This is a genomic window from Streptomyces aquilus (assembly GCF_003955715.1).
In the GTDB taxonomy this organism is placed as follows: Bacteria; Actinomycetota; Actinomycetes; order Streptomycetales; family Streptomycetaceae; genus Streptomyces; species Streptomyces aquilus.
In genome coordinates, this window is record NZ_CP034463.1 from 4,360,797 (window position 1) to 4,386,003 (window position 25,207).

Annotated in this window: 21 protein-coding genes and 5 pseudogenes; 6 read left to right on the plus strand and 20 right to left on the minus strand. The window is 69.1% G+C overall.

Going from position 1 to position 25,207, the window contains the following annotated elements; all coding sequences use genetic code 11:
• Positions 1-186: 186 nt before the first annotated feature.
• The 6 genes and pseudogenes from EJC51_RS20060 to EJC51_RS20090 form a co-directional block, all read right to left on the minus strand.
• Positions 187-1,797 carry a beta-N-acetylhexosaminidase gene (locus EJC51_RS20060; RefSeq protein ID WP_126272358.1) on the minus strand — a complete coding sequence of 537 codons (1,611 nt, stop codon included), beginning with the start codon at positions 1,795-1,797 and terminating at the stop codon, positions 187-189.
• 15 nt (positions 1,798-1,812) lie between these two features.
• Entirely contained in the window at positions 1,813-2,658 is an 846-nt protein-coding gene (locus EJC51_RS20065; RefSeq protein ID WP_126272359.1) for a carbohydrate ABC transporter permease, read from the minus strand.
• A complete protein-coding gene (locus EJC51_RS20070; RefSeq protein ID WP_126272360.1) occupies positions 2,655-3,545 on the minus strand; it encodes a carbohydrate ABC transporter permease in 891 nt (296 codons plus the stop codon). Before EJC51_RS20070 ends, EJC51_RS20065 begins: the two co-directional genes overlap by 4 nt.
• Positions 3,542-4,612 (minus strand): annotated as a pseudogene (locus EJC51_RS20075) (extracellular solute-binding protein); the annotation flags it as partial. The pseudogene EJC51_RS20075 and the gene EJC51_RS20070, both read right to left, overlap by 4 nt.
• Before the next feature lie 435 nt (positions 4,613-5,047).
• Positions 5,048-5,335 carry a DUF3039 domain-containing protein gene (locus tag EJC51_RS20085; RefSeq protein WP_079309856.1) on the minus strand — a complete coding sequence of 96 codons (288 nt, stop codon included), beginning with the start codon at positions 5,333-5,335 and terminating at the stop codon, positions 5,048-5,050.
• 29 nt (positions 5,336-5,364) lie between these two features.
• Positions 5,365-5,937, minus strand: coding sequence for a YqgE/AlgH family protein (locus tag EJC51_RS20090; protein WP_059192108.1), 573 nt, complete (start codon positions 5,935-5,937; stop codon positions 5,365-5,367).
• Positions 5,938-6,189: 252 nt separating this feature from the next.
• Between EJC51_RS20090 and murA the strand changes: the two genes are divergently transcribed.
• Complete coding sequence (gene murA, locus EJC51_RS20095) at positions 6,190-7,536, plus strand: UDP-N-acetylglucosamine 1-carboxyvinyltransferase (RefSeq protein WP_126272362.1); 1,347 nt, start codon at positions 6,190-6,192, stop codon at positions 7,534-7,536.
• A 175-nt stretch (positions 7,537-7,711) separates the two neighbouring features.
• Here murA and EJC51_RS20100 read toward each other — a convergent pair whose 3' ends face one another.
• From EJC51_RS20100 to EJC51_RS20125, 6 genes are all read right to left on the minus strand, one after another.
• A complete protein-coding gene (locus EJC51_RS20100) occupies positions 7,712-7,993 on the minus strand; it encodes an HU family DNA-binding protein (protein WP_007382399.1) in 282 nt (93 codons plus the stop codon).
• Between the two features lie 358 nt (positions 7,994-8,351).
• Complete coding sequence (locus EJC51_RS20105; RefSeq protein WP_126272363.1) at positions 8,352-9,767, minus strand: NAD-dependent malic enzyme; 1,416 nt, start codon at positions 9,765-9,767, stop codon at positions 8,352-8,354.
• 306 nt (positions 9,768-10,073) lie between these two features.
• Positions 10,074-12,419 (minus strand): HelD family protein, encoded by a 2,346-nt coding sequence (locus EJC51_RS20110; protein ID WP_126272364.1) that lies wholly within the window; start codon positions 12,417-12,419, stop codon positions 10,074-10,076.
• 83 nt (positions 12,420-12,502) lie between these two features.
• The gene (locus tag EJC51_RS20115; protein WP_126272365.1) at positions 12,503-13,327 is read right to left on the minus strand and encodes a zf-HC2 domain-containing protein; all 825 of its coding nucleotides are present in this window, start codon (positions 13,325-13,327) and stop codon (positions 12,503-12,505) included.
• Entirely contained in the window at positions 13,327-13,848 is a 522-nt protein-coding gene (locus tag EJC51_RS20120) for a sigma-70 family RNA polymerase sigma factor (protein ID WP_010039908.1), read from the minus strand. The genes EJC51_RS20115 and EJC51_RS20120 overlap by 1 nt, the downstream gene beginning before the upstream one ends.
• 340 nt (positions 13,849-14,188) lie before the next feature.
• Positions 14,189-14,770: a CGNR zinc finger domain-containing protein gene (locus EJC51_RS20125; protein WP_126272366.1), complete on the minus strand. Its 582-nt coding sequence runs from the start codon at positions 14,768-14,770 to the stop codon at positions 14,189-14,191.
• Between the two features lie 193 nt (positions 14,771-14,963).
• On the opposite strand from EJC51_RS20125, the gene EJC51_RS20130 reads away from it, so the two are divergent.
• A complete protein-coding gene (locus EJC51_RS20130) occupies positions 14,964-15,488 on the plus strand; it encodes an anthrone oxygenase family protein (protein WP_126272367.1) in 525 nt (174 codons plus the stop codon).
• A gap of 12 nt (positions 15,489-15,500) precedes the next feature.
• On the opposite strand, the gene EJC51_RS20135 is transcribed toward EJC51_RS20130, so the two are convergent.
• The 3 genes from EJC51_RS20135 to EJC51_RS20145 all read right to left on the minus strand — a co-directional run bounded on the left by EJC51_RS20135 (position 15,501) and on the right by EJC51_RS20145 (position 19,269).
• Entirely contained in the window at positions 15,501-16,655 is a 1,155-nt protein-coding gene (locus tag EJC51_RS20135; protein WP_126272368.1) for a uroporphyrinogen-III synthase, read from the minus strand.
• 121 nt (positions 16,656-16,776) lie between these two features.
• Positions 16,777-18,159 (minus strand): nitrate/nitrite transporter, encoded by a 1,383-nt coding sequence (locus tag EJC51_RS20140; RefSeq protein WP_126272369.1) that lies wholly within the window; start codon positions 18,157-18,159, stop codon positions 16,777-16,779.
• A 207-nt stretch (positions 18,160-18,366) separates the two neighbouring features.
• The gene (locus EJC51_RS20145) at positions 18,367-19,269 is read right to left on the minus strand and encodes a hypothetical protein (protein ID WP_126272370.1); all 903 of its coding nucleotides are present in this window, start codon (positions 19,267-19,269) and stop codon (positions 18,367-18,369) included.
• 172 nt (positions 19,270-19,441) lie between these two features.
• On the opposite strand from EJC51_RS20145, the gene EJC51_RS20150 reads away from it, so the two are divergent.
• Positions 19,442-20,113, plus strand: coding sequence for a hypothetical protein (locus tag EJC51_RS20150; RefSeq protein ID WP_244362757.1), 672 nt, complete (start codon positions 19,442-19,444; stop codon positions 20,111-20,113).
• Between the two features lie 165 nt (positions 20,114-20,278).
• A pseudogene (locus EJC51_RS20160) lies at positions 20,279-21,442 on the plus strand (tyrosine-type recombinase/integrase); the annotation flags it as partial.
• A gap of 87 nt (positions 21,443-21,529) precedes the next feature.
• Here EJC51_RS20160 and EJC51_RS20165 read toward each other — a convergent pair.
• The 4 genes and pseudogenes from EJC51_RS20165 to EJC51_RS49590 form a co-directional block, all read right to left on the minus strand.
• On the minus strand, positions 21,530-21,877 hold the full coding sequence (locus EJC51_RS20165; RefSeq protein ID WP_126272371.1) for a hypothetical protein: 348 nt from the start codon (positions 21,875-21,877) through the stop codon (positions 21,530-21,532).
• A gap of 138 nt (positions 21,878-22,015) precedes the next feature.
• Entirely contained in the window at positions 22,016-22,771 is a 756-nt protein-coding gene (locus tag EJC51_RS20170) for a hypothetical protein (RefSeq protein WP_126272372.1), read from the minus strand.
• Positions 22,772-22,875: 104 nt separating this feature from the next.
• Positions 22,876-23,127: pseudogene (locus tag EJC51_RS49585) on the minus strand (toxin C-terminal domain-containing protein); the annotation flags it as partial.
• Between the two features lie 38 nt (positions 23,128-23,165).
• Positions 23,166-23,301 (minus strand): annotated as a pseudogene (locus tag EJC51_RS49590) (hypothetical protein); the annotation flags it as partial.
• Between EJC51_RS49590 and EJC51_RS20180 the strand changes: the two are divergent.
• Positions 23,278-24,048: pseudogene (locus EJC51_RS20180) on the plus strand (DNRLRE domain-containing protein); the annotation flags it as partial. The pseudogenes EJC51_RS49590 and EJC51_RS20180 overlap by 24 nt on opposite strands.
• 60 nt (positions 24,049-24,108) lie before the next feature.
• Positions 24,109-24,639 (plus strand): hypothetical protein, encoded by a 531-nt coding sequence (locus tag EJC51_RS20185; protein ID WP_126272373.1) that lies wholly within the window; start codon positions 24,109-24,111, stop codon positions 24,637-24,639.
• On the opposite strand, the gene EJC51_RS20190 is transcribed toward EJC51_RS20185, so the two are convergent.
• Positions 24,622-25,206, minus strand: a complete 585-nt coding sequence (locus EJC51_RS20190) for a hypothetical protein (protein ID WP_126272374.1) — start codon at positions 25,204-25,206, stop codon at positions 24,622-24,624. The genes EJC51_RS20185 and EJC51_RS20190 overlap by 18 nt on opposite strands.
• Between the last annotated feature and the right edge of the window lies 1 nt (position 25,207).

The following is a 25,207-nucleotide window of genomic DNA, read 5'->3' on the forward strand; positions in this document are numbered from 1 at the left end:
GTTGCTGCCGTACGGTACGTGCTGACAGGGCGGACGTGGCAACTCTGGCACATCTTCGCAGGGCCCGAAGAACGGGGTCCGGTAGGAGGCATTCGCCCACCTCATCAGGGAGATGGTCCGTTTTCGTACGGCATCACCGGTGTGAGCGAATTGCCTCTCTTCAGTGATCCTGCCGGGGTTTCTCCGCTACTTGTGCGGCGGCGCCCCCTCGATCGGGCGACCCGGCACACCGGGGCGCCGCTGCCAGGGCAGGGGACCCGTGGGCGGCCGGTAGCCGACGCCGAGGGCGTCAAGTCGCCGGTAATGGGCGGCCATCCGCCGCTCGAAGTCGGCGAAGTCCCGCTCGGCGGGGGCCGGCAGGCCGCTCCAGGCGACCTCGGCGAAGGCCGCGAGCCGGGGGAACGCCTGGTAGTCCACGCGCGCGGGGTCCTCCATCACCTCGGTCCACAGGTTGGCCTGGGTGCCGAGCACGTGCGCCGCCTCGTCCAGGGTCAGCTCCGCCGGAACGGGCTCGAACCGGTAGACGTCCTCCAGGGTGCGGACGTAGCCGATGGGCACCGGCTCGTCGGGGCCGTCGGCCTGCCGGTGGTCCAAGTAGACGTGCTGCTCGGGGCACATGACGACGTCGTGGCCCGCGCGCGCGGCCGTCACCCCGCCCTCGTAGCCGCGCCAGGAGGACACCGCCGCGCCCGCCGCGAGCCCGCCCTCGAGAATCTCGTCCCAGCCGATGAGCCTGCGCCCGCGCGCGGAGAGCCACTTGTCGAAGTGCCGTACGAACCAGGCCTGAAGTCCGTCCTCGTCCCCGACGCCGAGTTCCTTGATACGGGCCTGTGCCGTGGCCGACCGCCGCCACTGGTCCTTGAGGCATTCGTCACCGCCGATGTGGACGAACTCCCCGGGGAACAGCTCCAGCACTTCCTCGAAGACCCCTTCGTAGAAGCGCAGGGTGTTGTCAGTGGGGGCGAGTACGTTCGGAGAGATCCCCCAGTTGTCCCAGACGGAGAGGGAAGTCGTGTCGATCACATCGGTGTTGCCGAGTTCCGGGTACGCGGCGATGGCGGCCTGCGAGTGGCCGGGTACGTCGATTTCCGGGACGACGGCGATATGCCGCTCGGCGGCGTAGGCGACGATCTCGCGGATGTCGTCCTGGGTGTAGTAGCCACCGTGCGGCTTCTCCTCCCACAGCGGCGAGGCCCGGTGGCCGAATTTCGTTCGCGCCCGCCATGAGCCGATCTCGGTGAGCCGGGGGTGCCGCTTGATCTCGACGCGCCAGCCCTGGTCGTCCGTCAAGTGGAAGTGGAAGACGTTGAGTTTGTGGGCGGCCATCAGGTCGAGCCAGCGCAGCACTCCGTCCTTGGGCATGAAGTGCCGGGCGACGTCGAGCATGAGGCCGCGCCAGCGGAATCGGGGCGCGTCCTGGATCTCCGTCAGGGGCAGCCGCCAGGTACGGCCGGGAAGGGGCGCGCGCCGGAAGGCGTCGGGGCCGAGGAGCTGACGCAGCGTCTGGGCGCCCCGGAAGACACCGGCGGGCGAGCCGCCCTGGAGGTGGACGCCGTGGGGATCGACGACGAGGCGGTAGGCCTCCTCCCCCAGCCCGGGCCGGACGGACAGGTGCAGGACGTCGTGCTCGTCCCCCTGCCTGGGCGGCAGGGCGAGTCCGGTCGCCGCGCCGAGCGTCGCGCGCAGCCAGCGCGCGGTGCCCTCGGTGCCCGGCCCGGCCTCGATCCCGAAGCCGTCGCCGAGCTCCAGGTAGCGCTCGGTCCGCTCCACCCGGTCAGGGGCCGGAATGAGATCCATGAGTGATCAGACCTTTCAGTCCTTGACCGCTCCGCCCAGCCCCGAGACCAGACGTCGCTGTACGAGTACGAAGAACACCAGCACCGGAATCGTCATCACCGTGGAGGCCGCCATGACCCCGCCCCAGTCCGGCTCGTCCGGCTTGTAGAAGACCAGCAGCGCCATCGGCAGGGTCGACTGAGAGGTGTCGCTGATGATGAACGACTTGGCGAAGAGGAAGTCGTTCCAGGCCGAGATGAAGGAGAACACGCTCGTCGCCACCAACCCCGGGAACACCAGCGGGAAAAGGATCTGCCACAGGAATCGCCCCCGGCTCGCCCCGTCCATGTACGCGGCCTCCTCCAGGGCCTCCGGCACGGCTTTCACGAACCCCCGCAGCATCCAGATCGCGAAGGGCAGCGAGAAGGCGATGTGGGGCAGGATCAGCGAGCCCAGCGAGTTCAGCAGACCGAAGTCCCGCATCTGGAAGAACATCGGAATCGTCAGCGCCTCCACCGGCACCATCTGGGCCACCAGAAACATGATCAGCAGGGTGGTCCGGAAGCGGAACCGGAATCGGGTCACGGCGGTCGCGGCGAGAAACGCGACGAGCGCCGAGACGATCACCACACTGCCTGCCACGACAAGGCTGTTGACGAAATACCGACCAAAATCCTGTTGGCCGAACACCCTCCGGAAGGAATCCAGAGAAGGCGAAAGCGTCCACGGCCGCGGCTCGCTCGACTCGATCTCCCCGGCCGGTTTGAAGGCGCTCAGCACCATCCAGTAGAGGGGGAAGGCGACGACGGCCGCGACCAGCAGCGCCGACAACTCCGCCGCAAGCCGCCAGGGACGGTGCAGTTGGGCCCGTACAAGATTCACAGTTCCTCCCCCTGTCGGCGCAGCAGCCGCAGATAGCCGAGGGTCACGGCGAGCAGGATCAGCAGCATCACGACCCCGATCGCCGAGCCGAGGCCGTACTGCGAGGAGGCGAACGCCTGCTGGTAGGCGTAGACGTTCAGGACGAGGTTCTGGCCCGCGATGCCGCCGCCGTTCGTCATGACGTAGATCTGCGTGAAGACCTTGAAGTCCCAGATCACCGACTGGATGGTGACGACCACCAGGATCGGCCGCAGCATCGGCGCCAGCACGGACCGCCAGATCCGCCACTGCGAGGCACCGTCGAGGGCGGCGGCCTCCAGCACCTCGCCGGGGACGGCGCGGATACCGGCGTAGACGGTCACCATCACGAACGGGAAGGAGCACCACACCACTTCGAGCAGCACAAGGAAGAAGGCGGACCAGCGCCCGTACGTCCAGGAGTGGTCACCGAGACCGAGGACGCGGTTGACCGGGCCGAAGTCCGGGTCGAACAGGAACAGCCAGACCGTCGACCCGGTCACCGCCGGAGTCGCCCACGCCCCCAGCGCGGCCAGCATCAGCGCCAGCCGCGGCACCGCTCGCACGCGCGTGAGCAGCACGGCGAGCGCGCAGCCGACCGCGAGGGTGCAGACGACACAGGCGGCCGCGAACACCACGGTGGCCAGCAGCACCTGCCAGAACTGCGGGTCGCCGAAGAGCGCCGAGTAGTTCCCGACCCCTGCGAAGGTGGTGGGTTCACCGCCACTGACCTGGGCCTGGGTGTACCGGAAGAGGGAGATGAGGCCGAGCTGGTAGATGGGGTAGGCGAGCAGGCCACCGAGGACGACGAGAGCGGGGGTGAGATAGAGCCACGGTGTCCAGGGGGTGCGGCGCGTCACGGAGGTCATCCGGCGGAGCCGAACGCGTCGTTCATCTTCTTCGCCGCGTCCTTCGATGCCGCCGCGACCGACTTCCTGCCGCTGATGACCTCCTGGAACATCGTGGGCAGCACCAGCGAGGAGTCGATCTGGGACCAGGCGGGCGACGCCGGTACGAACTTCGTCCCCGCCCCCAGCGTCTGCACGAACGGCTTCACGAACGGCTCCTTCTCCGCCGCCCGCTGCCGCACGTCCGAGTACGTCGGCAGAAAGCCCATCGCGTCGAACAGCGCGCCCTGCGTCTTCTTCGACGCGAGCTGCTCCATCAGCTGCACGGCCAGCGTCCGGTGCGAGGTGCTCTTCAGTACGCCGATGTTGTTGCCGCCCGCGAAGGCGGGAGCGATCGAGCCGGCCGTGGCCCCCGGCAGCGGTACGACCGCGTACTTGCCCTTCACCTTGCCCGCCTCGACCGCCGCGTGGCTGAAGTCGCCCCCGATCGCCATGCCCGCCTTGCCCGCGGCGAACGCGGAGACCGTGTCGTTGCCGCCGAAGCCGGCGCACTTCGCGGCGGGACAGTTGTCGTCGGAGAACAGGGACGTGTACGCCTTGATGCCCTTCCGGGCCGCCGCGCCGTCGATCGCCGAGGTGTACGAGCCGCCCTCGGCCGTGGCGATCTCACCGCCGTCGGCCCAGACGAAGGGCATCGCGCCGTACGTGTAGGCGCCGCCGACGACCAGGCCGTACAACTCGGGCTTCGCGGACCGGATCTTGCGGGCCGTGGCCGCCAACTCGGTCATCGACCGGGGCGGTTGCAGTCCCAGTTCCTTGAAGACGTCCGTGCGGTAGTACAGCGCGCGGACGCCGACGTAGAGCGGCGCCCCGTAGACCTTGCCGTCCACCGTGACGGACGCCTTCGCCGTGGGGTCGGTGTCCTTGGCCTCGGGCCAGGCGCCGAACTCCCGGGTGACGTCGAGGAGTCCGCCGTCCTTCACATAGCCGGCGGTGTCGGTGTTGCCGTACTCCATCACGTCGGGGGCGGACGCCGGGTCGTTGAAGGCGGCCTTGACGCGTTGGGCGCGGGTGTCGACCGGGATGTACTCCACCTCGACCTTCGTGCCGTCGTGGGCCTTCTCGAAGGCGGCGACCACGGAGTCGACGACCTTCTCCTTGGGTGTGTTGCCGACCTCCTGGAAGAGCCAGACCCGCAGGGTGCCGGAGGTGTCGTCCTTGTCGGAGGAGGAGTTGGAGGAGGTCTGGGGTGCGCAGGCGGTGAGGGCGAGGGCGGTCAGGAGGACGGTCAGCCGGGGGGAGAGCTTCATGGAGTGGGGCCTCCGAAGTGCGTTGCAACATATGCAATGGCGATTTCGCTCTGCACAACGGAGGCTAGGGACTCCATGAACATGCCCACAAGAGGTCTCAACCACTTCGTGACCGGCCGACGCACCCCGTGCAACGGCGGACAGCACAAAGGCCCCCAAGGCACGCCGAAACGCGCCTGGAGGCCTCAGGGGGACTCAGCCGGGCAGACGGACCTACTTGTCGCCGCCGCCCTTGCCGTCGCCGTCCCCGCCGGCGCCCATGGACTCGTAGATCTCCTTGCACATGGGACACACGGGGTACTTCTTCGGATCGCGGCCCGGCACCCACACCTTGCCGCACAGCGCCACGACGGGGGTGCCGTCGAGGGCGCTCGCCATGATCTTGTCCTTCTGGACGTAGTGGGCGAAGCGCTCGTGGTCGCCGTCGCCGTGGGACACCTGTGGCGTCGGCTCTACGAGGGTCCCCGTACCAGTCCCGCGCTCGGGCTCAAGAGTGCTCATGAAAGCCAGGGTACTTAAGGTCACACCCTTCAGTTGAGCGAAGGGTCGTCCGGATACGTGGCCACCATCGCCAGCTCGTTGCGCTGGCGGCGCAGGACCTCGCGCCAGAGTCTCTCCGGGGACGGCGAGGACACGTCACCGGGCTCGGACTCCACGACGTACCAGGCGCCCTCCACCAGCTCGTCCTCCAGCTGGCCGGGGCCCCAGCCGGCGTACCCCGCGAAGATCCGCAGGGAGCCGAGGGCCGAGGCGAGCAGCTCCGGCGGGGCCTCCAGGTCGACCAGGCCGATCGCGCCGTGCACCCGGCGCCAGCCCAGCGGGGCTCTCTCACCGGACGCGCCGCCCGGGATGACGGCGACCCCGAGCGCCGAGTCGAGGGAGACCGGGCCGCCCTGGAAGACGACCCCGGGCTCACCGGCGAGGTCCGCCCAGCCCTCCAGGATGTCGCCGACGTCCACCGGGGTCGGCCGGTTGAGGACGACACCGAGGGAGCCCTCCTCGTCGTGGTCGAGAAGGAGCACCACCGCACGGTCGAAGTTCGGGTCCGCCAGGGCGGGCGTTGCCACGAGCAACCGCCCTGTGAGCGAGGACACCTCGGTCATGCCAGACATGATCCCGCATCTTCCCCTCGAAGGGGGAGGCAATGCGGGGACGGGAGGGAATGCAGCTCAGGGCTGAAAGAGGCATGCCCGGCGCACGGCCGGGCCGGTGACCCCATGTACCCGTGAGCGAACGGTGGGTGTTGTGACACAGCTATGACGTAGCTGGGCGGTACTTGGGCTTACGGAAGGGGGGTGGACGGCGATTACCCTTTCCCTTCTGGCCCCTGCCCCACCAATCGGAACGCGAGATACATGACCGTCAACGGCAATGACGACGTACTGCTTGTCCACGGCGGAACCCCGCTGGAGGGCGAGATCCGTGTCCGCGGTGCGAAGAACCTCGTACCGAAGGCCATGGTCGCCGCCCTGCTGGGCAGCGGGCCGAGTCGACTGCGCAACGTTCCGGACATCCGTGACGTGCGTGTCGTACGCGGTCTGCTGCAACTGCACGGTGTGACGGTCCGTCCGGGCGAGGAGCCCGGCGAGCTGGTGATGGACCCGACGCACGTCGAGAGCGCCAACGTCGCTGACATCGATGCCCACGCGGGTTCCAGCCGTATCCCGATCCTGCTCTGCGGTCCGCTGCTGCACCGCCTCGGGCACGCCTTCATCCCGGGCCTCGGCGGCTGTGACATCGGCGGCCGTCCCATCGACTTCCACTTCGAGGTGCTGCGGCAGTTCGGCGCGACCATCGAGAAGCGTGCGGACGGGCAGTTCCTGGAGGCGCCGCGGCGGCTGCGCGGTACGAAGATCCGGCTGCCGTACCCGTCGGTGGGCGCGACCGAGCAGGTGCTGCTGACGGCCGTGCTGGCGGAGGGCGTCACCGAGCTGTCCAACGCCGCGGTGGAGCCCGAGATCGAGGACCTCATCTGCGTTCTGCAGAAGATGGGCGCCATCATCGCGATGGACACCGACCGCACGATCCGCATCACCGGTGTGGACTCGCTCGGCGGCTACACCCACAAGGCCCTGCCGGACCGCCTGGAGGCCGCGTCCTGGGCTTCCGCCGCGCTCGCGACCGAGGGCAACATCTACGTCCGCGGCGCCCAGCAGCGGTCGATGATGACGTTCCTCAACACCTACCGGAAGGTGGGCGGTGCCTTCGAGATCGACGACGAGGGCATCCGCTTCTGGCACCCCGGTGGCCAGTTGAAGTCCATCGCGCTCGAGACCGACGTGCACCCGGGCTTCCAGACGGACTGGCAGCAGCCGCTGGTGGTCGCGCTGACGCAGGCCACGGGTCTGTCGATCATCCACGAGACGGTGTACGAGTCCCGGCTCGGGTTCACCTCCGCGCTGAACCAGATGGGTGCTCACATCCAGCTGTACCGCGAGTGCCTGGGCGGCTCCGACTGCCGCTTCGGCCAGCGCAACTTCCTCCACTCGGCGGTCGTCTCCGGACCCACCAAGCTCCAGGGCGCCGACCTGGTCATCCCCGACCTCCGCGGCGGCTTCTCGTACCTCATCGCGGCCCTCGCGGCCCAGGGAACCTCGCGGGTGCACGGCATCGACCTGATCAACCGCGGCTACGAGAACTTCATGGAGAAGCTCGTGGAGCTGGGCGCGAAGGTGGAGCTGCCGGGCAAGGCGCTCGGGTAACAGGCAGTCGTACGAACGCCGATGGGGCGGTCACCCGAGTCCGGGTGACCGCCCCATCGGCGTTGACAGCGGCGCGCCCCTCAGGGGCGCGGGGAACTGCGCGACCAGCCACGGCGGTCCCGTCGGCCGAAGGACGGCCCGCAGTTACCCGGCGCTCAAAGCGGAGCGCTTTCGCTTACTTGCCCTTGGCGGCTTCCTTGAGCTTGGAGCCCGCCGAAACCTTCACGCTGTAGCCGGCCGGGATCTGGATCGGGTCGCCGGTCTGCGGGTTGCGCGCGGTGCGAGCGGCACGGTGGGTGCGCTCGAAGGTCAGGAAGCCGGGGATGGTGACCTTCTCGTCGCCCTTGGCGACGATCTCGCCAACGGTCTCGGCGAAAGCGGCCAGAACGGCGTCGGCGTCCTTGCGGGTCACCTCGGCGCGGTCGGCCAGCGCGGCCACCAGCTCACTGCGGTTCATGTTCTTACTCCCGTGTTCTTCTTGCCGTTGAGGCGTGCCACGCGGCGGAGCCGCATGTTGGGCGCTGTCGTTTGCCGATGCGCCGCGCCCAGAGACGCATCCTGCCCCTACCTGCGGCGGGAAAGCCAATCCGGCACCCGTAGGAGTCGTGAGAACACCCTAGGGAGTCACACGAAAGGCCTGAGCGTGCCCGCCAACCTAACGGGCGGCCGTCGGCCAGGGGTTCCGCGACGCGCCGATGCAGGGGCCGTGGTGGTGATGCTCACAAGCCGCACAACCACCCACAGCCCTTGCACAGTACGACACGGCTACGACAACGGCCCGCGGTGCCCGGCGTCACCGGGCCCCGGCGCCCGGGTCAGGCGGTGGCGCCCGCCGCCTTCGCCGCCTCGCGCACCGCACCGGCGACCGCGCCCGCGACCTTGTCGTTGAAGACGGACGGGATGATGTAGTTCGGGTTCAGCTCGTCCTCGCTCACCACGTCCGAGAGGGCCGTCGCGGCGGCCAGCATCATGTCCGTGTTGACCGTGCGGGACTGGGCGTCCAGCAGACCGCGGAACACACCCGGGAAGACCAGCACGTTGTTGATCTGGTTCGGGAAGTCGGAGCGGCCGGTGGCGACAACCGCCGCCGTCTGCCGGGCGATTGCCGGGTCGACCTCGGGGTCCGGGTTCGCGAGCGCGAACACGATCGCCCCCTCGGCCATCGCGGCCACGTCGTCGCCGTCGAGGACGTTGGGCGCGGAGACGCCGATGAAGACGTCGGCGCCGCGCACCGCTTCCTTCAGCGTGCCGGTCAGGCCCTCGGGGTTGGTGTTGTCGGCGATCCAGCGCAGCGGCGAGTCCGCGGCGGCGTCGACGAGGTCCTCGCGGCCGGCGTGCACGACGCCGTGGATGTCGGCGACGACGGCGTTCTTCACACCGGCGGCGAGCAGCAGCTTGAGGATGGCCGTACCGGCCGCGCCGGCGCCGGACATGACGACGCGGATGTTCTCAATTGCCTTGCCGGTGACGCGAAGTGCGTTCTTCAGGGCGGCGAGGACGACGATCGCGGTGCCGTGCTGGTCGTCGTGGAAGACGGGGATGTCGAGGGCCTCGCGCAGGCGCGCCTCGATCTCGAAGCAGCGGGGGGCGGAGATGTCCTCCAGGTTGATGCCGGCGAACCCGGGGGCGATCGCCTTGACGATCTCGACGATCGCGTCGGTGTCCTGGGTGTCCAGGCAGATCGGCCAGGCGTCGATGCCGGCGAACCGCTTGAAGAGGGCCGCCTTGCCCTCCATGACCGGCAGCGCGGCCTTGGGGCCGATGTTGCCCAGGCCCAGCACGGCCGAGCCGTCCGTCACGACCGCAACGGAGTTGCGCTTGATGGTGAGGCGGCGGGCGTCCTCGGGGTTCTCGGCGATCGCCATGCACACGCGGGCGACACCCGGGGTGTAGATCATCGAGAGGTCGTCGCGGTTGCGGATGGGGTGCTTGGACTGCATCTCGATCTTGCCGCCGAGGTGCATCAGGAACGTACGGTCGGAGACCTTGCCGAGCGTGACGCCCTCGATGCCGCGCAGCTGTTCGACGATCTCGTCGGCGTGCGCCGTGGAGGTGGCCGCGATGGTGACGTCGATCCGGAGCTTCTCGTGGCCGGAGGCGGTCACGTCGAGGCCGGTCACCGAGCCTCCGTGGGACTCGACGGCCCCGGTGAGCTGGGAGACCGCGGTTCCGCTCGCGGGCACCTCCAGCCGGACCGTCATCGAGTAGGAGACGCTGGGCGCCGTTGCCATGGCCGACTTCCTCTGCTTTCAACGTGACGCTGTATGCCGTCCGATCGTCGCACCTACTGATGAGTAGGCGTTAGCCGCGCTGGATTGCGATCGTTGTGTTCACAGCAAAAGAGGCCCACGTCACGTTTTCCGTGACGTGGACCTCTTCTTCCGCTCAGTGACACCGACCCGCCATGCTCGCCTCGCGGCAAGTGGTCCCTCTAAGGGACGAAGGTTGGGCCCGGGGGCTTGGATCGGGCCGGTGCCACACCCAGGCTAACAAACGGATCCCGTAAGGCCATTCCCGTCTCGAGAGTTCTTCGAGCGCTAATCCCTCAGCAGGTCAGGCACCCCGGTCCCGTCCGGCTGGTCACGGTCGCCCGACACGATCGTCAGCTGCTGGGTCGCCCGGGTGAGGGCGACGTACAGCACCCGCAGGCCGGCCGGGGACTCGTCGGCGATCTCGGCCGGGGAGACGACGACCGTGGCGTCGTACTCCAGGCCCTTGGCCTCCAGGCTGCCGAGGGCCACCACCCGGTCGCCGAGCCCGGCGAGCCAGCGGGTGGCCTCCTCGCGGCGCTGCATGGCGACGACGACACCGACGGTGCCGTCGACGAGGTCGAGGAGGCGGGCGGCCTCGGCGCGGACGGTGGCCGCGAGCGAGTCCCGTACGACGGCGAAGCGGGGCTCCACCCCGGTGGAGCGGACGGCCGAGGGGGAGGTGGACCCCGGCATGGCCAGGGCCAGTACCTTCGCGGCCAGCTCGGCGATCTCGGCCGGGTTGCGGTAGTTCACCGTGAGCTGGAAGCGGCGGCGGGGACGGGTGCCGAGGGCCTCGTCGCGGGCCTCGGCCGCCTCGTCGGGGTCGGACCAGGAGGACTGGGCCGGGTCGCCGACGACCGTCCAGGTGGCGTGCCGGCCGCGGCGGCCGACCATGCGCCACTGCATCGGCGTGAGGTCCTGCGCCTCGTCGACGATGACGTGGGCGTACTCGGTGCGCTCCTGGGCGAGCCGCTCGGCACGCTCGCGCTGCGACTCCTCGCGCACCGGCATCAGCTCCTCCAGGCCGGTGAGCTGGTCGAGCGGGTCCAGTTCGCGCTTCTTCCGGGGGCGCGCCGGGGTGCCGAGGATGGCCTGGAGCTCGTCGAGCATGGCGATGTCGTGCACGGAGTACCCGTCGCGCTTCAGCGAGCGGGCGACCCTGCGGACCTCGCCGGGGTTGAGGATGCGCCGGGCCCAGCGGCCCAGCCGCCGCTCGTCGGCCATGGCCGCCATGACGTCCTTCGGGGTGAGCTCGGGCCACCAGGCGTTCAGGAAGTCGATGAAGGCGTCCTCGGAGCTGACGTCCTCGTCGAAGGAGGAGCGCAGCTCGGCGGCGAGCTCGGGGTCGGTGTGCCGGCCGGCCGCGCCGGACTGCGCCCACAGGGCGTCCAGGAGGAGCTTGCGGGCGCGGGGGCGCAGCAGGTTCACGGGCGCGGTGCCGCCGAGGGCGCTCTGCCGGATGCGGTCCAGCTCGGCGGACTCCAGCTCCAGGCGGCGGCCGAAGGCGACGACGCGGAGGCGGGTCGGCGCCTCCGAAGGACGGCTCTCGTCCTCGCCGAGGGTGAGCTGTCCGGCGGCCGGCCTGGTCTCCAGCGCCCCTCGGGCCGCCTTCCGCAGGACCTTGAGCATGCGGTACGAGCCCTTGGCGCGGGCGACGGCCGGGCTGTCGTACAGCGTGGCCTCGGCGCCGTCGACGAGGGAGCCGATGGCGCGGATGGCGACCTGGCCCTCCTCGCCGAGGGAGGGCAGGACGCCCTCGGTGTAGGCGACGAGCAGGGGCGTGGGCGAGACGATGAGGATGCCGCCCGAGTAGCGGCGCCGGTCCTGGTAGAGGAGGTAGGCGGCGCGGTGCAGGGCGACGGCCGTCTTGCCCGTGCCCGGGCCGCCCTCGACGTACGTCACGGACGCGGCGGGGGCGCGGATGACCAGGTCCTGCTCGGCCTGGATGGAGGCGACGATGTCCCGCATGGTGTGGCTGCGGGCCTGGCCGAGGGCGGCCATCAGGGCGCCGTCGCCGATGACGGGCAGTTCGTGGCCGTCGAGGAAGGCCCTGAGCTCGGGGCGCATCAGGTCGTCCTCGACGCCGAGGACGCGGCGGCCCTTGGAGCGGATGACCCGGCGGCGCACGACCCGGCCCGGGTCCACCGGGGTGGACCGGTAGAAGGGGGCGGCGGCCGGGGCCCGCCAGTCGATGACGAGCGGGGCGTACTCGGAGTCGAGGACCCCGATGCGCCCGATGTGCAGGGTCTCGGCGATGTCGGCGGTGTTGTCCTCCCGCACGGCGCCTTCGGCGGGCTCCACGGCGGTGTAGGCGCCGTCGGGTCCCTTCTTGCCGTCCTTGCCGAGGAGGAGGTCGATCCGGCCGAAGAGGAAGTCCTCGAACTCGTTGTTGAGGCGGTTGAGGTGGACGCCGGCCCGGAAGACCTGGGCGTCCCGCTCGGCGAGCGCGCCGGGCGTGCCGACCTGGCCTCGCTTGGCCGCGTCGTTCATGAGGAACTCGGCCTCGTGGATCTTCTCCTCAAGGCGCCGGTAGACCCGGTCGAGATGGTCCTGTTCGACGCTGATCTCCCGGTCACGAACGGAGTCGTGATCCGGATCGACCGCGGTTTCCTGCTGAGCCTGAGCGGCCACCGGGCCCCCTTCTGACGTGCTGGGCAGCCGTCAACCCTAAGTGAAGGGGGCCGGTGGAAGCTACGCGTCGGCCGTCACGCGTTCTACGCGTCGACCTGGACGAGCTTCTTGCCGTCGAAGGTCATGACCTCGAAGTGGTCGATCTGGTTGGGGTCGAAGGCCGCGCCGCCGTGGACGTAGAGGGGCTGCTTGGCCTCTTCCGACTTGGCGTTCGGGATGCCGTAGCCCCAGTTCGGGACGGACCAGGAGGTGACCGTCTCGCGTTCGCCGTTCTTGCCGACGGCGATCAGGGAGCACTTCTCGGGACCCGTCACGTTCTTCAGCTGGAGGACCGCGTGGGTGCCCCAGTCCTTCTTCTCCACCGCGACGGTCGCGGTGACGTCGGTGCTGGGGTCGGTCGCGGTGACCTTGTCCTTGATGACGTCGAAGGCTTCCTTGGCGGGGCTGACGGTGGTGTGCGCAGAAACGTTCCCACCCGAGTCGTCGCCCGTCGCTCCCACGGCGACCAGCGGACCGCCGATGATCAGCGCGGCGGCCGCGGCGACCATGTAGAAGCTTCGCCGGCGCTTCTGGGCGCGGCGTTCGGCGACCTCGTCGACCAGCTTGTTCACCAACCGCGGGCTGGGCTTGGCGGACAGCGACTCACCGATCGCCGGCGATCCGGTCCCGGGCAGGTCCGCGAGCGCGGCCAGCATCGGTTCCATCCCGGCGAGTTCGTCGAGCTGCTGGGCGCACCACTCGCATCCGGCGAGATGCATCTCGAAAGCGGTTGCCTCGGCGTCGTCGAGGATCCCGAGGGCGTAGGCGCCGACGGTCTCGTGCTCGCTCGGCACCGGTGATCCCTGCATAGCACCAGACATACCCGAACCACCTGTGCCGAATCCCTGGTTTCCCCCGTAAACACTCATCACGCCGTCACCCCCCGCTCCTCCAGTGCCAGCTTCATCGACCGCAGGGCATAGAAGACCCGCGAGCGGACGGTGCCGCTGGGTATTCCGAGCGTCTCGGCCGCCTCATTGACGGTACGCCCCTTGAAGTACGTCTCGACGAGCACCTCCCGGTGGGCGGGAGTCAGGTCGTCGAGCGCGTCCGACAGCGTCATCAACCACAGCGCCTTGTCGATCTCGTCCTCCGCGGGGATGACCTCCAGCGGCGACGGATCGACCTCCTGCGGCCGGGCCTGCCGGCTTCGGTGGCCGTCGATGACGATGCGCCGGGCGACCGTCACCAGCCAGGGGCGTACAGATCCGGTCGCTCGATTGAGCTGACCGGCGTTCTTCCAGGCACGGATCAGCGTCTCCTGCACGACGTCCTCGGCTCTTTGCCGGTCTCCGGCGACCAGCCTGAGCACATACGCGAGCAGGGGTCCCGCGTGCTCTCTGTACAGAGCACGCATGAGCTCCTCATCAGGTTCCGAGGGCTGGGACATGCGATGTCGGGCCCTCGATCCACGTTCATTGGCCACGACGGAATCCTTGCGCACGCCCACCTCCGATGTCCGGGGGTTCCCCCGACCGGTCGCTCAACACGGGGTACGGACGTGGGCCGTTGAGTGTTCAAAGTGACGTGACAGTTTTCTTCCGGGTGACGTGACGAGGGGGGACATGCACGCACATTCCCACCGTGCGATCTTTACATTTCCACCACATCGGCAAGATCGGCTCGGCTGCCCGGGACGCGGCCGGAGTAAACGGCGTGTAATCGAAATCACTTCGACGCCCGCTCCACAGAAGCCGCATAACGGACTCCCGGCTTCCGCCGTGACCCCCTCAAGCGCGGGCGAGGGCCGCTCGACGGCGGTGCCGGGCGACCCTTTCGCGGTTCCCGCAGACCTCACTGGAGCACCAGCGCCTCCTGCGTCCCCGTGACGTGTCCAGGTAGACGATCGGGCAGTTGTCGCCGGCGCACTGCCTCAGCCCCGCCCGCGCGAGCGGATCGGTGAGCAGCTCTACGGCGTCCCGGGCGATCGCCCCGAGCAGCGCGGCCAGTTCGGGTGGGCCGTCCAATCGCCGTACGAGCGTGCCGTCTTCGGCCGACACGGCGCGCGGGGCCGGGGGCGCGACCCGGGCGAGCTCGTTGACGCGGGCGAGCGCGATGTCCGTACCGGCGGACCCCGTGCGCACCAACTGTCCCAGGCGGCCCCTCAGTTCACGGAAGCCCACCAGCCAGGAGACGCCGGCGTGCGTCAGGGGGGTGTCCGCCGGGACCAGCCCGGAAGCGACGATCCAGGCGCACAGCACCTCGACCGAGTCGAGCCGTTCGACGGGGTGGGTGGTCGCGAGGAGATCGAGGCAGATCCGTCCGGCGTCGAACCGCAGCTCGTACGGGGCCGCGGCCGTATCAAGTGCCATGTGCCTGTCACCGCCTAGGGGTGCCGTGAGAAACGGTCGGGAGAAACGGTCCCGGGAGAAACGGTTCCCTCTCACAGTGCCCTCCCGTCCGCGCCGCCGGAAGTCCTCGTACCGGAGGCGCGTGGACGCAGGCGTATGGGGCTGGGCGTCTCGGCCATGTCAGCGGCGGTTCCGGGCCCGTTGACTGGAGGACATGACGAAGCGAAGCGGGACGACGGGCGGGGTACTGGGGGCGGCCACGGTCGCCATGGGGCTGATCGCGGGGACGTTCTACGTTTTCGCGTGCGCGGTGATGCCGGGGCTGGCCCGCAGCGACGACCGGGTCTACGTCGAGGTGATGCGGAACATCAACGACGTCATCCAGAACCCGGTGTTCATGCTGAGCTTCCTCGGGGCGCTGCTGCTGACCGGGGTGGCGGCGTGGCAGGGCCGCGGGGAGCCGCACCGCCGGTGGGTGTGGGCGGCCCTCGCCGCGTACGCCCTCGCCTTCCTGGTGACGGTCGCCTTCAACATCCCGCTCAACAACGCCCTGGACACGTCCACCGACCCGACCGCCGCACGCACCGACTTCGAGGACGCGTGGGTGGCGTGGAACGTGGTGCGGTCGGTGCTGTCGACGGTGGCGGTGGGGTTCCTGGCGAGGGCGCTGCTGGTGCGGGGGCGGTCCTACGCGTCGGCGGCCTCGGTGTCGGCGACCGGGGCGAGCGTCGGCGGGTGACCTCGCCGACTTCTACGTGTCCGCGTACTTGGCGTCGGCTGCCGGGTCCAGGGCGAGGCGGTAGCCCCGTTTCACCACCGTCTGGATGAGCTTCGGGGCGCCGAGGGACGTACGGAGGCGGGCCATGGCCGTTTCCACCGCGTGTTCGTCGCGGCCCGCGCCCGGCAGGGCCCGCAGGAGTTCCGCGCGGGCGACCACCCAGCCGGGCCGGCGGGACAGCGCGCGCAGCAGGGACATCCCGGCCGGTGGTACGGGGCGCAGGGCGCCGTCGACGAGGACCGCGTGGCCGCGGATCTCGACGCGGTGGCCGGCGATGGGCAGGATGCGGGCCCGGGCCGGGAGCTCCTGACAGAGGAGCTGGACGAGCGGGCCGAGGCGGAAGCGCTCGGGCTGGACGGTGTCGACGCCGCGGGCCTGGAGGGGAAGGGCCGTCACCGGGCCCACGCAGGCCGGGAGGACGTCGTGGTTGAGGGCGGCCAGCAGCTCTGGGAGCAGGCCCCGCTCCTCGGCCCGGCTCAGGAGCGACGCCGCCGCGGGGGCGCTGGTGAAGGTCAGGGCGTCCAGGCCCCGGGAGACGGTGGCGTCCAGGAGGCGGTCCACCGGGCCGATGTCCTCCGGTGGCATCCACCGGTAGACCGGCACCCCGAGCACGTCCGCTCCCCCGGCACGGAGCGCCTCCACGAAACCGGGCAGCGGCTCGCCGTGCAGCTGGACGGCGATACGGCGCCCTTCGACACCTTCCTCCAGCAGCCGGTCCAGCACCTCGGCCATGGACTCGGACGACGGCGACCAGTTCTCGGTCAGCCCGGCGGCCCGGATCGCGCCCTTCACCTTGGGACCGCGCGCCAGCACCTCGACGCCCCGCAGCCGCTCGAGCAGGTCCTCGCCCAGCCCCCAGCCGTCGGCGGCCTCGATCCAGCCCCGGAACCCGATCGCGGTCGTGGCCACCACGACATCCGGTACGTCGTCGATGACCTGCTTGGTCGCGGCGAGCAGCTCGCTGTCGTCGGCGAGCTGCACGATCCGCAGGGCCGGTGCGTGCAGGACGGCGGCTCCCCGTCGCTGCAGCAGTGCGCCCAGCTCGTCGGCCCGGCGCGCGGCTGTCACCCCGACGGTGAAGCCGGCCAGGGGGCCGTGTTGTTCTGGTCGCTGCTGTTCGTCGTACATAACTCTCGTCCCGCAGTCGAGTCGTTAGCACCTACACCGGGTGTGGCGGCACCTGCATGCCGACCGAGCCTGTCAACGGCGCGTGACAGGCTCGGTTCGGCTTCATTGCGCCGGTGTTACGTCACACCTCGGCGTAGCTGAGCTGGGGCTTCGTCTCGGCGGCAGCCGTCGCCTCCGTCTTGGCGGCCGTGCGGCGAAGGTATACGGCCCACGTCACCGCGAAGCAGAGGGCGTAGTAGACGAGGAAGGTGACGAAGGCGCCGGTGCCGGAGCCGTTCGACAGGAACGACTGCCGGAAGGCCAGGTTGATGCCCACGCCGCCGAGCGCGCCGACCGCGCCGATGAGCCCCATGGAGGCGCCGGAGAGCCGGCGGCCGTAGGCGACGGCCTCGTCGCCCTGGAGCCCCTTGGCGAGGGCCTTGGTGTGGAAGATGCCGGGGATCATCTTGAACGTCGAGCCGTTGCCGACCCCGCTGAGGACGAACAGCACCACGAAGGCGGTGGTGAACAGCGGCAGCGACTTCTGCATGCTGGCGAAGACCAGGACGGCGGTGGCGGCGCCCATGCCGACGTAGTTGTAGAGGGTGATCTTCGCGCCGCCGTACTTGTCGGCGAGCCAGCCGCCGACCGGCCGGATCAGCGAGCCGAGCAGCGGGCCGATGAAGGTGACGTACGCGGCCTGGAGCGGCGTACGGCCGAACTGGACCTGGAGCACCTGGCCGAAGGCGAAGGAGAAGCCGATGAAGGAGCCGAAGGTGCCGATGTAGAGGAAGGACATGATCCAGGTGTGGCCGTCCTTCGCCGAGTCGATGGCGGCACCGGTGTCGTTCTTCACCGTGGCGAGGTTGTCCATGTACAGCGCGGCGAGGACGGCGGCGACGACGATGAACGGGATGTAGATCCCGAGCAGCACGCGCGGGCCGCCGCTGGCGCCGATGACCGCGAGGGCGATCAGCTGGATGACCGGGACGCCGATGTTGCCGCCGCCCGCGTTGAGGCCGAGCGCCCACCCCTTCTTACGCAGCGGGAAGAAGGCGTTGATGTTGGTCATCGAGGAGGCGAAGTTGCCGCCGCCGATGCCGGCCAGCAGACCCACCAGCAGGAAGGTGGAGAAGGAGGTCCCCGGCTCCATCACGGTGAACGCCGCGATGGTCGGGACGAGCAGGAGCCCGGCGGAGACGATGGTCCAGTTCCGGCCGCCGAAGAGGGCCACGGCGAAGGTGTACGGCACGCGGACGACGGCGCCGACGAGCGTGACCATCGAGGTCAGCAGGAACTTGTCGGCCGGGGTCAGGCCGTACTCCGGGCCCATGAAGAGCACCAGCACGGACCACATGGTCCAGATCGAGAATCCGATGTGCTCGGAGAGCACGGAGAAGAGGAGATTGCGGCGGGCGACCTTCTCTCCCGTCTCGTTCCAGAAGGTCTCGTCCTCCGGATCCCACTGCTGGATCCAGCGGCCGCCCCTGCTCGGGGGTGCGGGGGCTGTGCTAGGGGCTGTCATGACGCCTCCACGGTGCTTCGGGGCTCGGGGCTCTCTGAGCGGCTGGTTCCCGAAGGTAGGGAGGGCGCGTTTCCTCGCTGTGGCAGTGAGTGACCGGAAGGGAACTTTGCTCTCACCCGGCGGGTGGGCGGGATGAGAGGTACTTGCGGCCCTTTGTTACGAACGGCTCCCAGCGGCGCGGGCCGCCCCCGGAGGTCACCCCCGAGGTCAGCCCTGAGGCGCCTGCCAGTTGGGGTTCTGCTGGGGGTAGGGCTGCGGGGCCTGCGGCTGCTGCGGGTACGGCTGCTGGTGGGGGTAGGGCTGTTGGGGGGCGTACGGGCCGGGGGCGGCCGGGGGCTGCTGGGGGTAGCCGTAGGCCTGGGGCTGGGGCTGGGGCTGGGCGTAGCCGGGCTGAGGCGGGTACGGCTGCTGACCGTACCCGGGCTGGGGCTGCTGGCCGTACCCCGGCTGCTGACCGTACCCGGGCTGGGGCTGCTGACCGTACGGACCGGCGGCGAAGGGATTCGCCTGCCCCGGCACCTGAGCGCCCGGCGGCAGATACCGCACCCGCCCGCCCTCGTCGGTGACCGGCATGAACCCGGCGGCCTGGAGCCGGCCGGCGAACTTGACGTTGCGCTTGCCGTTGACGACGAAGCCGACGCCGATCACCGCGAGGAGCACGACCCAGATGACGGCCGCGGCAACGAAGTCCTCGGACTGGCCGCCGAAGCGGTACGCGAGGACCAGGCAGGCGACGCTGGCACCGGCGACGGCGTAGCCCAGGCGCTTCTTGGCCTGTCCGGTGAGGTCGAAGTTGATCCGGGCCTTGAGGAGTTCGAAGGCGTCGGGGACGAGGGGCGGCACGGAAACCCCGTCACCGGCGTTCGGATACTGCGCCCAGTTCTGCGCGGCGCGGGCGCGGGCCTGCGGGCTGGGGTCGGGGACGAGGAGCATGACGAGGGCGTTGTTGCGGCCGCCGCCCTGGCGTACGTCGGCGTACTCGTACCCGAACTGCTGGGCGATGAAGGCGAGTCGGGCGAGCTTCTTCACCGAGGCCATGGGGCTGGTGAGTTCGACTGGCTCGCCGCTCGCCATCAGCCGCAGCATCTTCTGCACTTGCCGCTTGCTCATCGCCGTCCCGCTCCCCACCGGCCCCTTCGGGCCACCCCGTTCACTTCCGCAACCGGGGCAGTCTCGCATGCCGTATGCCACGGGGACACCGCTGTCCCCCGCGGTTTACGGGATCTTGGCGTGCGCACCCATGCCGGTAATCTCTGGGTCACGTGTGATCTGTGGGGGGACTGTGCGAAGTAGAGCGGTGGCGGTGCTGGCGTGCCTGTTGGTGGCCGGGTGCTCAGGCGGCGGCGAGGACAAGCGCTCCGGTCAGGAGATCCTCGACGAGGCGAACAAGACGATGAGCGGGCTGACGTCCGTGACCGTCGAGGGGACGACCACCAACCCGGAGGGCAAGGGTTTCACCGGCCGCATCACGACCGACCTCCACAGCAGGTGCACCTCGAAGACCACCTGGAACTGGAACAAGGCCGCCCTGGAACAGATCCGGATCGGCAAGACGGACTACGTCCGCCCGAACCGCGCGTACATCGAGTGGTGGTCGGACAAGCCCATGAGCGGACCCCAGAACACCTGGATCAAGACCCCCACGAGCAAGGCCGAGCCGGGCGACGGGCTGGCCGCCTGTCCCCGGGACTTCTCCTCCTTCGGCACGGCGAAGAGGGGCGAGCCGACCGAGGTCGACGGCAAGGCGGCGATCGCGGTGATCGTGACGGACAAGTCGGTGCGGACGGGGAAGTACACGTTCTACGTGGCGACGGAGGGCAAGCCGTACCTGTTGAAGGTCGTGTACAAGGGGACGGACTTCCACACGACGACCACGTACGGCGCCTTCAACAAGCCCTTGGACGTGAAGCCGCCGACGAAGGTGCTGGACACGGGGGCCTTGGACCCTTCGTGAGAGCCGATTCAGCGCCCGGCCTACCTCCCACCCACCTCGAACCAGAGCAGTTTCCCGGCCCCCCGATCGAGCAACCCGTCGCCGAGAGCCCACCCACCCCAGGAGTCGGCGTACTCCTGGACGAGCAGCAGCCCCCGCCCACCCTCGGCCTCGACCGCGACGGGCGGAACCCGATCACCGGGTGCCCTGGCCAAACTCACCGCGAAGATCGCCGCCAGCAACCGCGGCCTCCCCGTACTCTCCGCGCAAGGCAGCGTGTCCGCGTACCTGACCTAATTGGCTGGAGAACGTCGGCGTCCACCAGCTCCACGAGAACACCCACACCCGCTACACGGCCTGCGTGAACCGGTACCTCGTCCCCGGCCAGGGCAAGAAGAAGCTCGCCAAGCTCACCGCCAAGGACGTCCGCACCCGGCTCAACCAGCTCCGCACCACCTGCCAGTGCTGCTGGCGCGGCATCGACGCCCGGCGTAATGAACCCCGTTGCTGCGCCGTCGGAGCATGCTGCTCCAAGCGGCTCTCTCCGCTGACACTGACCTACATCCACTCCGTGCTCAATCCGCACTTGAACACGCTCTCCGCGAGGAAGAGATCCCGCGCAACGTCGCCCGCAACAGCCGCACCGGCACACTCCGCCCCCGACGCTTCGAACCCCTCACCACCGACGAAGCCCGCCAGTTCCTCACAGCCGCCCGCGGACACCGGCTCCATGCCCTGTTCGAACTCGCGCTCCACACTGGACTCCGCAAAGGCGAACTCCTCGGCCTGCGCTGGGAAGACCTCGACCTCGACCGGAGCACGACTGCCATCCGCCGCACCCTCCAGCGCACCAACACGGGCGGACTCACCACATTGCCCACCAAGACCCGGGCCTCCGAACGCCGCATCGCCCTACCGACGCCGTGCCTGCGCTCTCTCAAACAGCACCGCGCCCGACAACTCCAGGAACGCGAAGCGGCGGGGACGGGCTGGAAGGACAGCGGCTACGTCTTCACCAGCCCCGACGGTGCCCCGGTCGAAAGGTCCACCCTCACCCGCCACTTCAACGCCCTGCTCCGCCGGGCCAGACTCCGCCGCATCCGGTTCCACGACCTCCGCCACTCGGCGGCCACCCTCCTCCTGGAACAAGGAGTGGAACTCGTCGTGATCAAGGAACTGTTGGGCCACGCCCACATCGGCGCCACCGCTACCGTCTACGCCCACGTCCGGCTCCGTCTCCAGCGCGACGCCATCGACCTCCTCGGCCACGCCCTCCGCAACCCCGCCGAGATCACCGGCAAGCCCGACGATGGCGACGCACCACCGCTCTGCGCGGCCCCCGTCCGCTGACGTTGCCGTCAACTACTGCCGTCACGGCACGCTGAAGCCCCGCCGGGCACTGCCTGGCGGGGCTTCAGATTTGCGTGTGTACGTGAGCTACTGGCCCCCGATGGACTCGCGGAACCGCCGCACCTCAGAGACGGTCGTCGACCACTCAGAAATTTGGTTCCCGTCCTCGTCAACCAAACTCCGAGCCTCCACATATCGCCAAGGCTCTTGCGGATTGAACTCTTCTTCGAGGCCATCCAGGAAGATGATCGAATTTTGCACGTGGACAGATTCCCCTTCCCGGTAAATGGGCCAGCAGAAGATGAAGTTAGCGGTCTCCGGGTCTGTGATCGAAGAGATGAGGCACGAGGTCGAATTGTCGCTCGCCTCAAGCTCCCTCAGGGCTCTCTCCCAACTTCGAGAGTAGTCAGCCACCGTCCAGAAGATCAGGTCCATCGGGAATTATTCTGAGAAATCCCCGACCGTGACCCTACCGGTAGCCTCGGAAGGCGACGAGACGCCACCCTCCGAGGCGGGATAACCGATCACTTCGATCGCGAATCGGCTATTCCTTGAGAGAGCTGCTACTCCGCCTCACCCCTCACCAGGGCTCTCCCATGCTGCTCTGACTACGCCATCTGAATCCGGCACCACGGCGCACCACCCAGCCAAGGCCGCATCCGCCAGCATGAACGAAAATCCCCTGCCAGCTACTTCGGCGAGACTATCGGCCCCTCCTGGGTGGGCGCGGTAAATAAGTTGGCCAGGCGTGAGCGGGGCTTCGAACGCAGTGAAATCTTCGTCCAATAGCCCTGCATCGAGCCGCAGGTCCGGGTTTGCGACGACGCAGAGGAGCGAGCGAGACCGTACAACCTGTGCCACCTCCGTCATATTTCCCGCAGTCACCCGGAACCATCGGCAGCCGTAAGCGCCGTGCGCCCAGCGCTCGCACAAGAGCACTAGCCCATCAGCCGCCGCTCGAACCGAGTCCCAAAACTCGTCATCCACGACGCCATCGACAAGTCTTGGTTCCTCCTCCGGGTCCGGTTCCGATGTGCGCCACTCAAGAGACAGGTTGTCGCCAGTGAGCCCGGTAAGCGAATTGGCTACCGCTGGATCCATTGAGAGATGGATGGCCCCATCCCATCCCGACTCGACGCGAAGCCGCCCCGGCGTGATCAGTCGGCAGTACGGCCCGAACCCAGCCGCCATCCGCTCAGCGAGATCTATCGCCTCCGCCGGGCTGGCCTGCATCCCGTTGCGGAGCCTCCAGTACCGGTCAGGGAGCGGTTCGCTGACCAGCAGCTCACTGACCTCAAGATGGTCAGCTCCGCATTCCTCGATCACCACGTTGAGCAACCTCCGCAAATCCGCCGCGTAGGCACTCCAGGCCGGCGCCTCTGCCAGGGAGGCGCGCACATGCTGGTCGCTCGGGCTGACGACTAGCTCGGCTGTCATTTGGCTAGCCACTTGAGACCCAACACCTCTCCTGTCGGGGATACATCCAGCCCATACGTTCCGTCCCGAGCCGAATCCTTCGTCGACTGGAAAGGATTACGGAAGCTGGCACCCTTGAATACCGCCTGCTTGTTATGCCCGGTCCGATCGTAGGTGATATATCGAGGTTGACCACCTCCAGCCTTCTTGTTCTCCCAAATTGGGGCCCCGCCTGCAGACTTCATTTTGGTCTTCGTGTACCCCAAGAAATTCGCAACATCGTCGGACTGTGCACGCGTGAGCGAGTTGCAGTTGCTGTTGTGAACGAGAACCGGCGTCTGCCCAGCGAGTACATAGTACGTATGCAGGTCATCAACCGTCAGGTTGTACGTACGCGCATCTCCGCTGAAGCCCCGGTTCCCGGTGACGATGACAACGGCACCGACGATCTACCGCCCTTTGTCGCAGCGCCCAAGGGCCACTTCAAGGGGGCGTTGATCACCCACAACGGCGACATCTACGGCGGTGACGGCCTCCAAGACCTCGTCGTACGGTTCGGAAGCAGACTCTGGGTCTACCCGGGCGACGGCTACGGCGCCGTCAACATCGACCGGCGGCAGGAGATCCTGCTCCCCGCTGGGGCCCCGAGCCCTTCGGTCCTCACCCAGATCCTTGCGGCGGGCGACATCACCGGCGACGGCCGTACCGACTTCTTCGCCACCGCAGGCGACGAGCTGTGGGCCTTCACCGGGTACCACGGGGCCACCGTCGACCAGGCGATCCGCCTGTCCGCCACCGGATGGACCAGCCGGGACCTGGTGACCGTCATGGACGTCAGCGGGGACGGTGTCGCCGACATGATCTACCGCACCGACGCATCGGGGCGCCTGCTGTTCCGCAAGGGCATCGCCGCCGCCGGTGGCGGGACCGATCTCGACTCGCTGGCGTCCGCGGCGAACTCCTCGGGCGGCGTCGACACCGAGTACGGCGCCTCCGGCTGGTTCAGCACCGACATTCCGCTGCTCATGGGCACGCCGGACGCCAACAGTGACGGCACTCCCGACATCTGGGCCGTGCGGCCCAACGGCTCCGTACGGTTCTACGTCGGCAGCAAGACCGCGGGGACGGGCCCCGGAACGGAGGTCGTCGGAGCCAACGACTACTGGCAGAAGCGCATCGGTATCGGCTGATGTCGACGGACCGCCGCGCGGCTATCCTCTACCGGACCCCGCAGAGGAATGGGAGAGTCCATGTCCGCCGAGTCGAGGGCCGAGGGGCCGCGCGCGACGCAGTCCGGTGCGCGGCGCTCTGTTGCCGGAAATGTCGCCTTCGGGGTCGGTGTCGTCGTCGTGCTGGCGGCCATGGCGCTCGGCGTGTACGCGGCCGTGGCGCTGCTCGGGGACGCGGTGGATCGGGCGCCGCTGTCCGATGTCGTGCCGGAGGACGGGCGGATCGCCTTCGTCATCGGCGGGATCGCCGTCGGGGGCGTCACCGGGCTGATGGTGCCGGTGATCGTCTTCGGGATGTTCAAGGGGGGCGAGGAGCGGGTCGGTCTCGGGGCCGCCCTGCGGAAGATCCTCGCCGTGCTCGTCTTCGACGTGTATCTGCTGGTCGTCGCCCTCCTGGTCAGCCAGCTCGGCTGGGTGTTGCCCAAGGGGCTCGTCAACGTCCTCGGCGTCTTCGCCGTCGGCTTCAGCTGGATGCCGCTCGCGATGCTGCCGTGGGAGCGGTTCGGGCTCGGGGAGCCTCCGATCAAGCGGCGGTCACGTCAGGCGGAGTGACTCCGCCAGCTCGTCGGCCATCTTGGCCAGCGCCTCGCCGAGGCCCGGGGAGCTCCAGAGGAGACGGCACTCCAGTGCCGTGCCCGTGAAGCGGGTGGGCAGGACGTAGTGGGCGACGCCCTCCACGATCTCGCCGGACGCGGCCTCGGGGGCCGTGGGCTCCATGCGCTGGACGCGGAGCGCCGGGCCCAGCGGGAGGTCCACCTCCTCCAGCAGCTGGGTGCCGAAGAACGGGCCCTCCGTCTGTCCGACCTCCGCGCGCAGGGCCGCGACCGTCGCCGCCTCCGGCGGGACCTTCACCTCGCGGACCGTGTAGCTCGCCAGGACCGGGGCGTCCGGCGGGGTGAGCAGGGACGCGCACAGGGCGTTCTGGCGGCGGGCCGCACCCCAGTACCAGAGGACGTCCGTGGCGAAGGCGTCGTACAGGTCCGGTCCTGTGCCCTGCGCCAGATGTTCCCCGGCCACCTGCCGTGCCCAGGTCTCCGGGTCCTCCGTGCGCAGGTCCAGCACCAGCCAGTTGTGCGGGGCGGGCAGGTCCACGCGGCACTCGGTCCAGTCGGTCGCCATG

Bases quoted from the DNA above. Each gene is read 5' to 3' on its own strand.
- EJC51_RS20060 (WP_126272358.1), bottom strand. From the start codon at position 1,797: ATGGATCTCATTCCGGCCCCTGACCGGGTGGAGCGGACCGAGCGCTAC.
- EJC51_RS20070 (WP_126272360.1), bottom strand. From the start codon at position 3,545: ATGACCTCCGTGACGCGCCGCACCCCCTGGACACCGTGGCTCTATCTC.
- EJC51_RS20085 (WP_079309856.1), bottom strand. From the start codon at position 5,335: ATGAGCACTCTTGAGCCCGAGCGCGGGACTGGTACGGGGACCCTCGTA.
- EJC51_RS20090 (WP_059192108.1), bottom strand. From the start codon at position 5,937: ATGACCGAGGTGTCCTCGCTCACAGGGCGGTTGCTCGTGGCAACGCCC.
- murA (WP_126272362.1), top strand. From the start codon at position 6,190: ATGACCGTCAACGGCAATGACGACGTACTGCTTGTCCACGGCGGAACC.
- EJC51_RS20100 (WP_007382399.1), bottom strand. From the start codon at position 7,993: ATGAACCGCAGTGAGCTGGTGGCCGCGCTGGCCGACCGCGCCGAGGTG.
- EJC51_RS20105 (WP_126272363.1), bottom strand. From the start codon at position 9,767: ATGGCAACGGCGCCCAGCGTCTCCTACTCGATGACGGTCCGGCTGGAG.
- EJC51_RS20115 (WP_126272365.1), bottom strand. From the start codon at position 13,327: ATGAGTGTTTACGGGGGAAACCAGGGATTCGGCACAGGTGGTTCGGGT.
- EJC51_RS20120 (WP_010039908.1), bottom strand. From the start codon at position 13,848: ATGTCCCAGCCCTCGGAACCTGATGAGGAGCTCATGCGTGCTCTGTAC.
- EJC51_RS20125 (WP_126272366.1), bottom strand. From the start codon at position 14,770: ATGGCACTTGATACGGCCGCGGCCCCGTACGAGCTGCGGTTCGACGCC.
- EJC51_RS20130 (WP_126272367.1), top strand. From the start codon at position 14,964: ATGACGAAGCGAAGCGGGACGACGGGCGGGGTACTGGGGGCGGCCACG.
- EJC51_RS20135 (WP_126272368.1), bottom strand. From the start codon at position 16,655: ATGTACGACGAACAGCAGCGACCAGAACAACACGGCCCCCTGGCCGGC.
- EJC51_RS20140 (WP_126272369.1), bottom strand. From the start codon at position 18,159: ATGACAGCCCCTAGCACAGCCCCCGCACCCCCGAGCAGGGGCGGCCGC.
- EJC51_RS20145 (WP_126272370.1), bottom strand. From the start codon at position 19,269: ATGAGCAAGCGGCAAGTGCAGAAGATGCTGCGGCTGATGGCGAGCGGC.
- EJC51_RS20165 (WP_126272371.1), bottom strand. From the start codon at position 21,877: ATGGACCTGATCTTCTGGACGGTGGCTGACTACTCTCGAAGTTGGGAG.
- EJC51_RS20185 (WP_126272373.1), top strand. From the start codon at position 24,109: ATGTCCGCCGAGTCGAGGGCCGAGGGGCCGCGCGCGACGCAGTCCGGT.
- EJC51_RS20190 (WP_126272374.1), bottom strand. From the start codon at position 25,206: ATGGCGACCGACTGGACCGAGTGCCGCGTGGACCTGCCCGCCCCGCAC.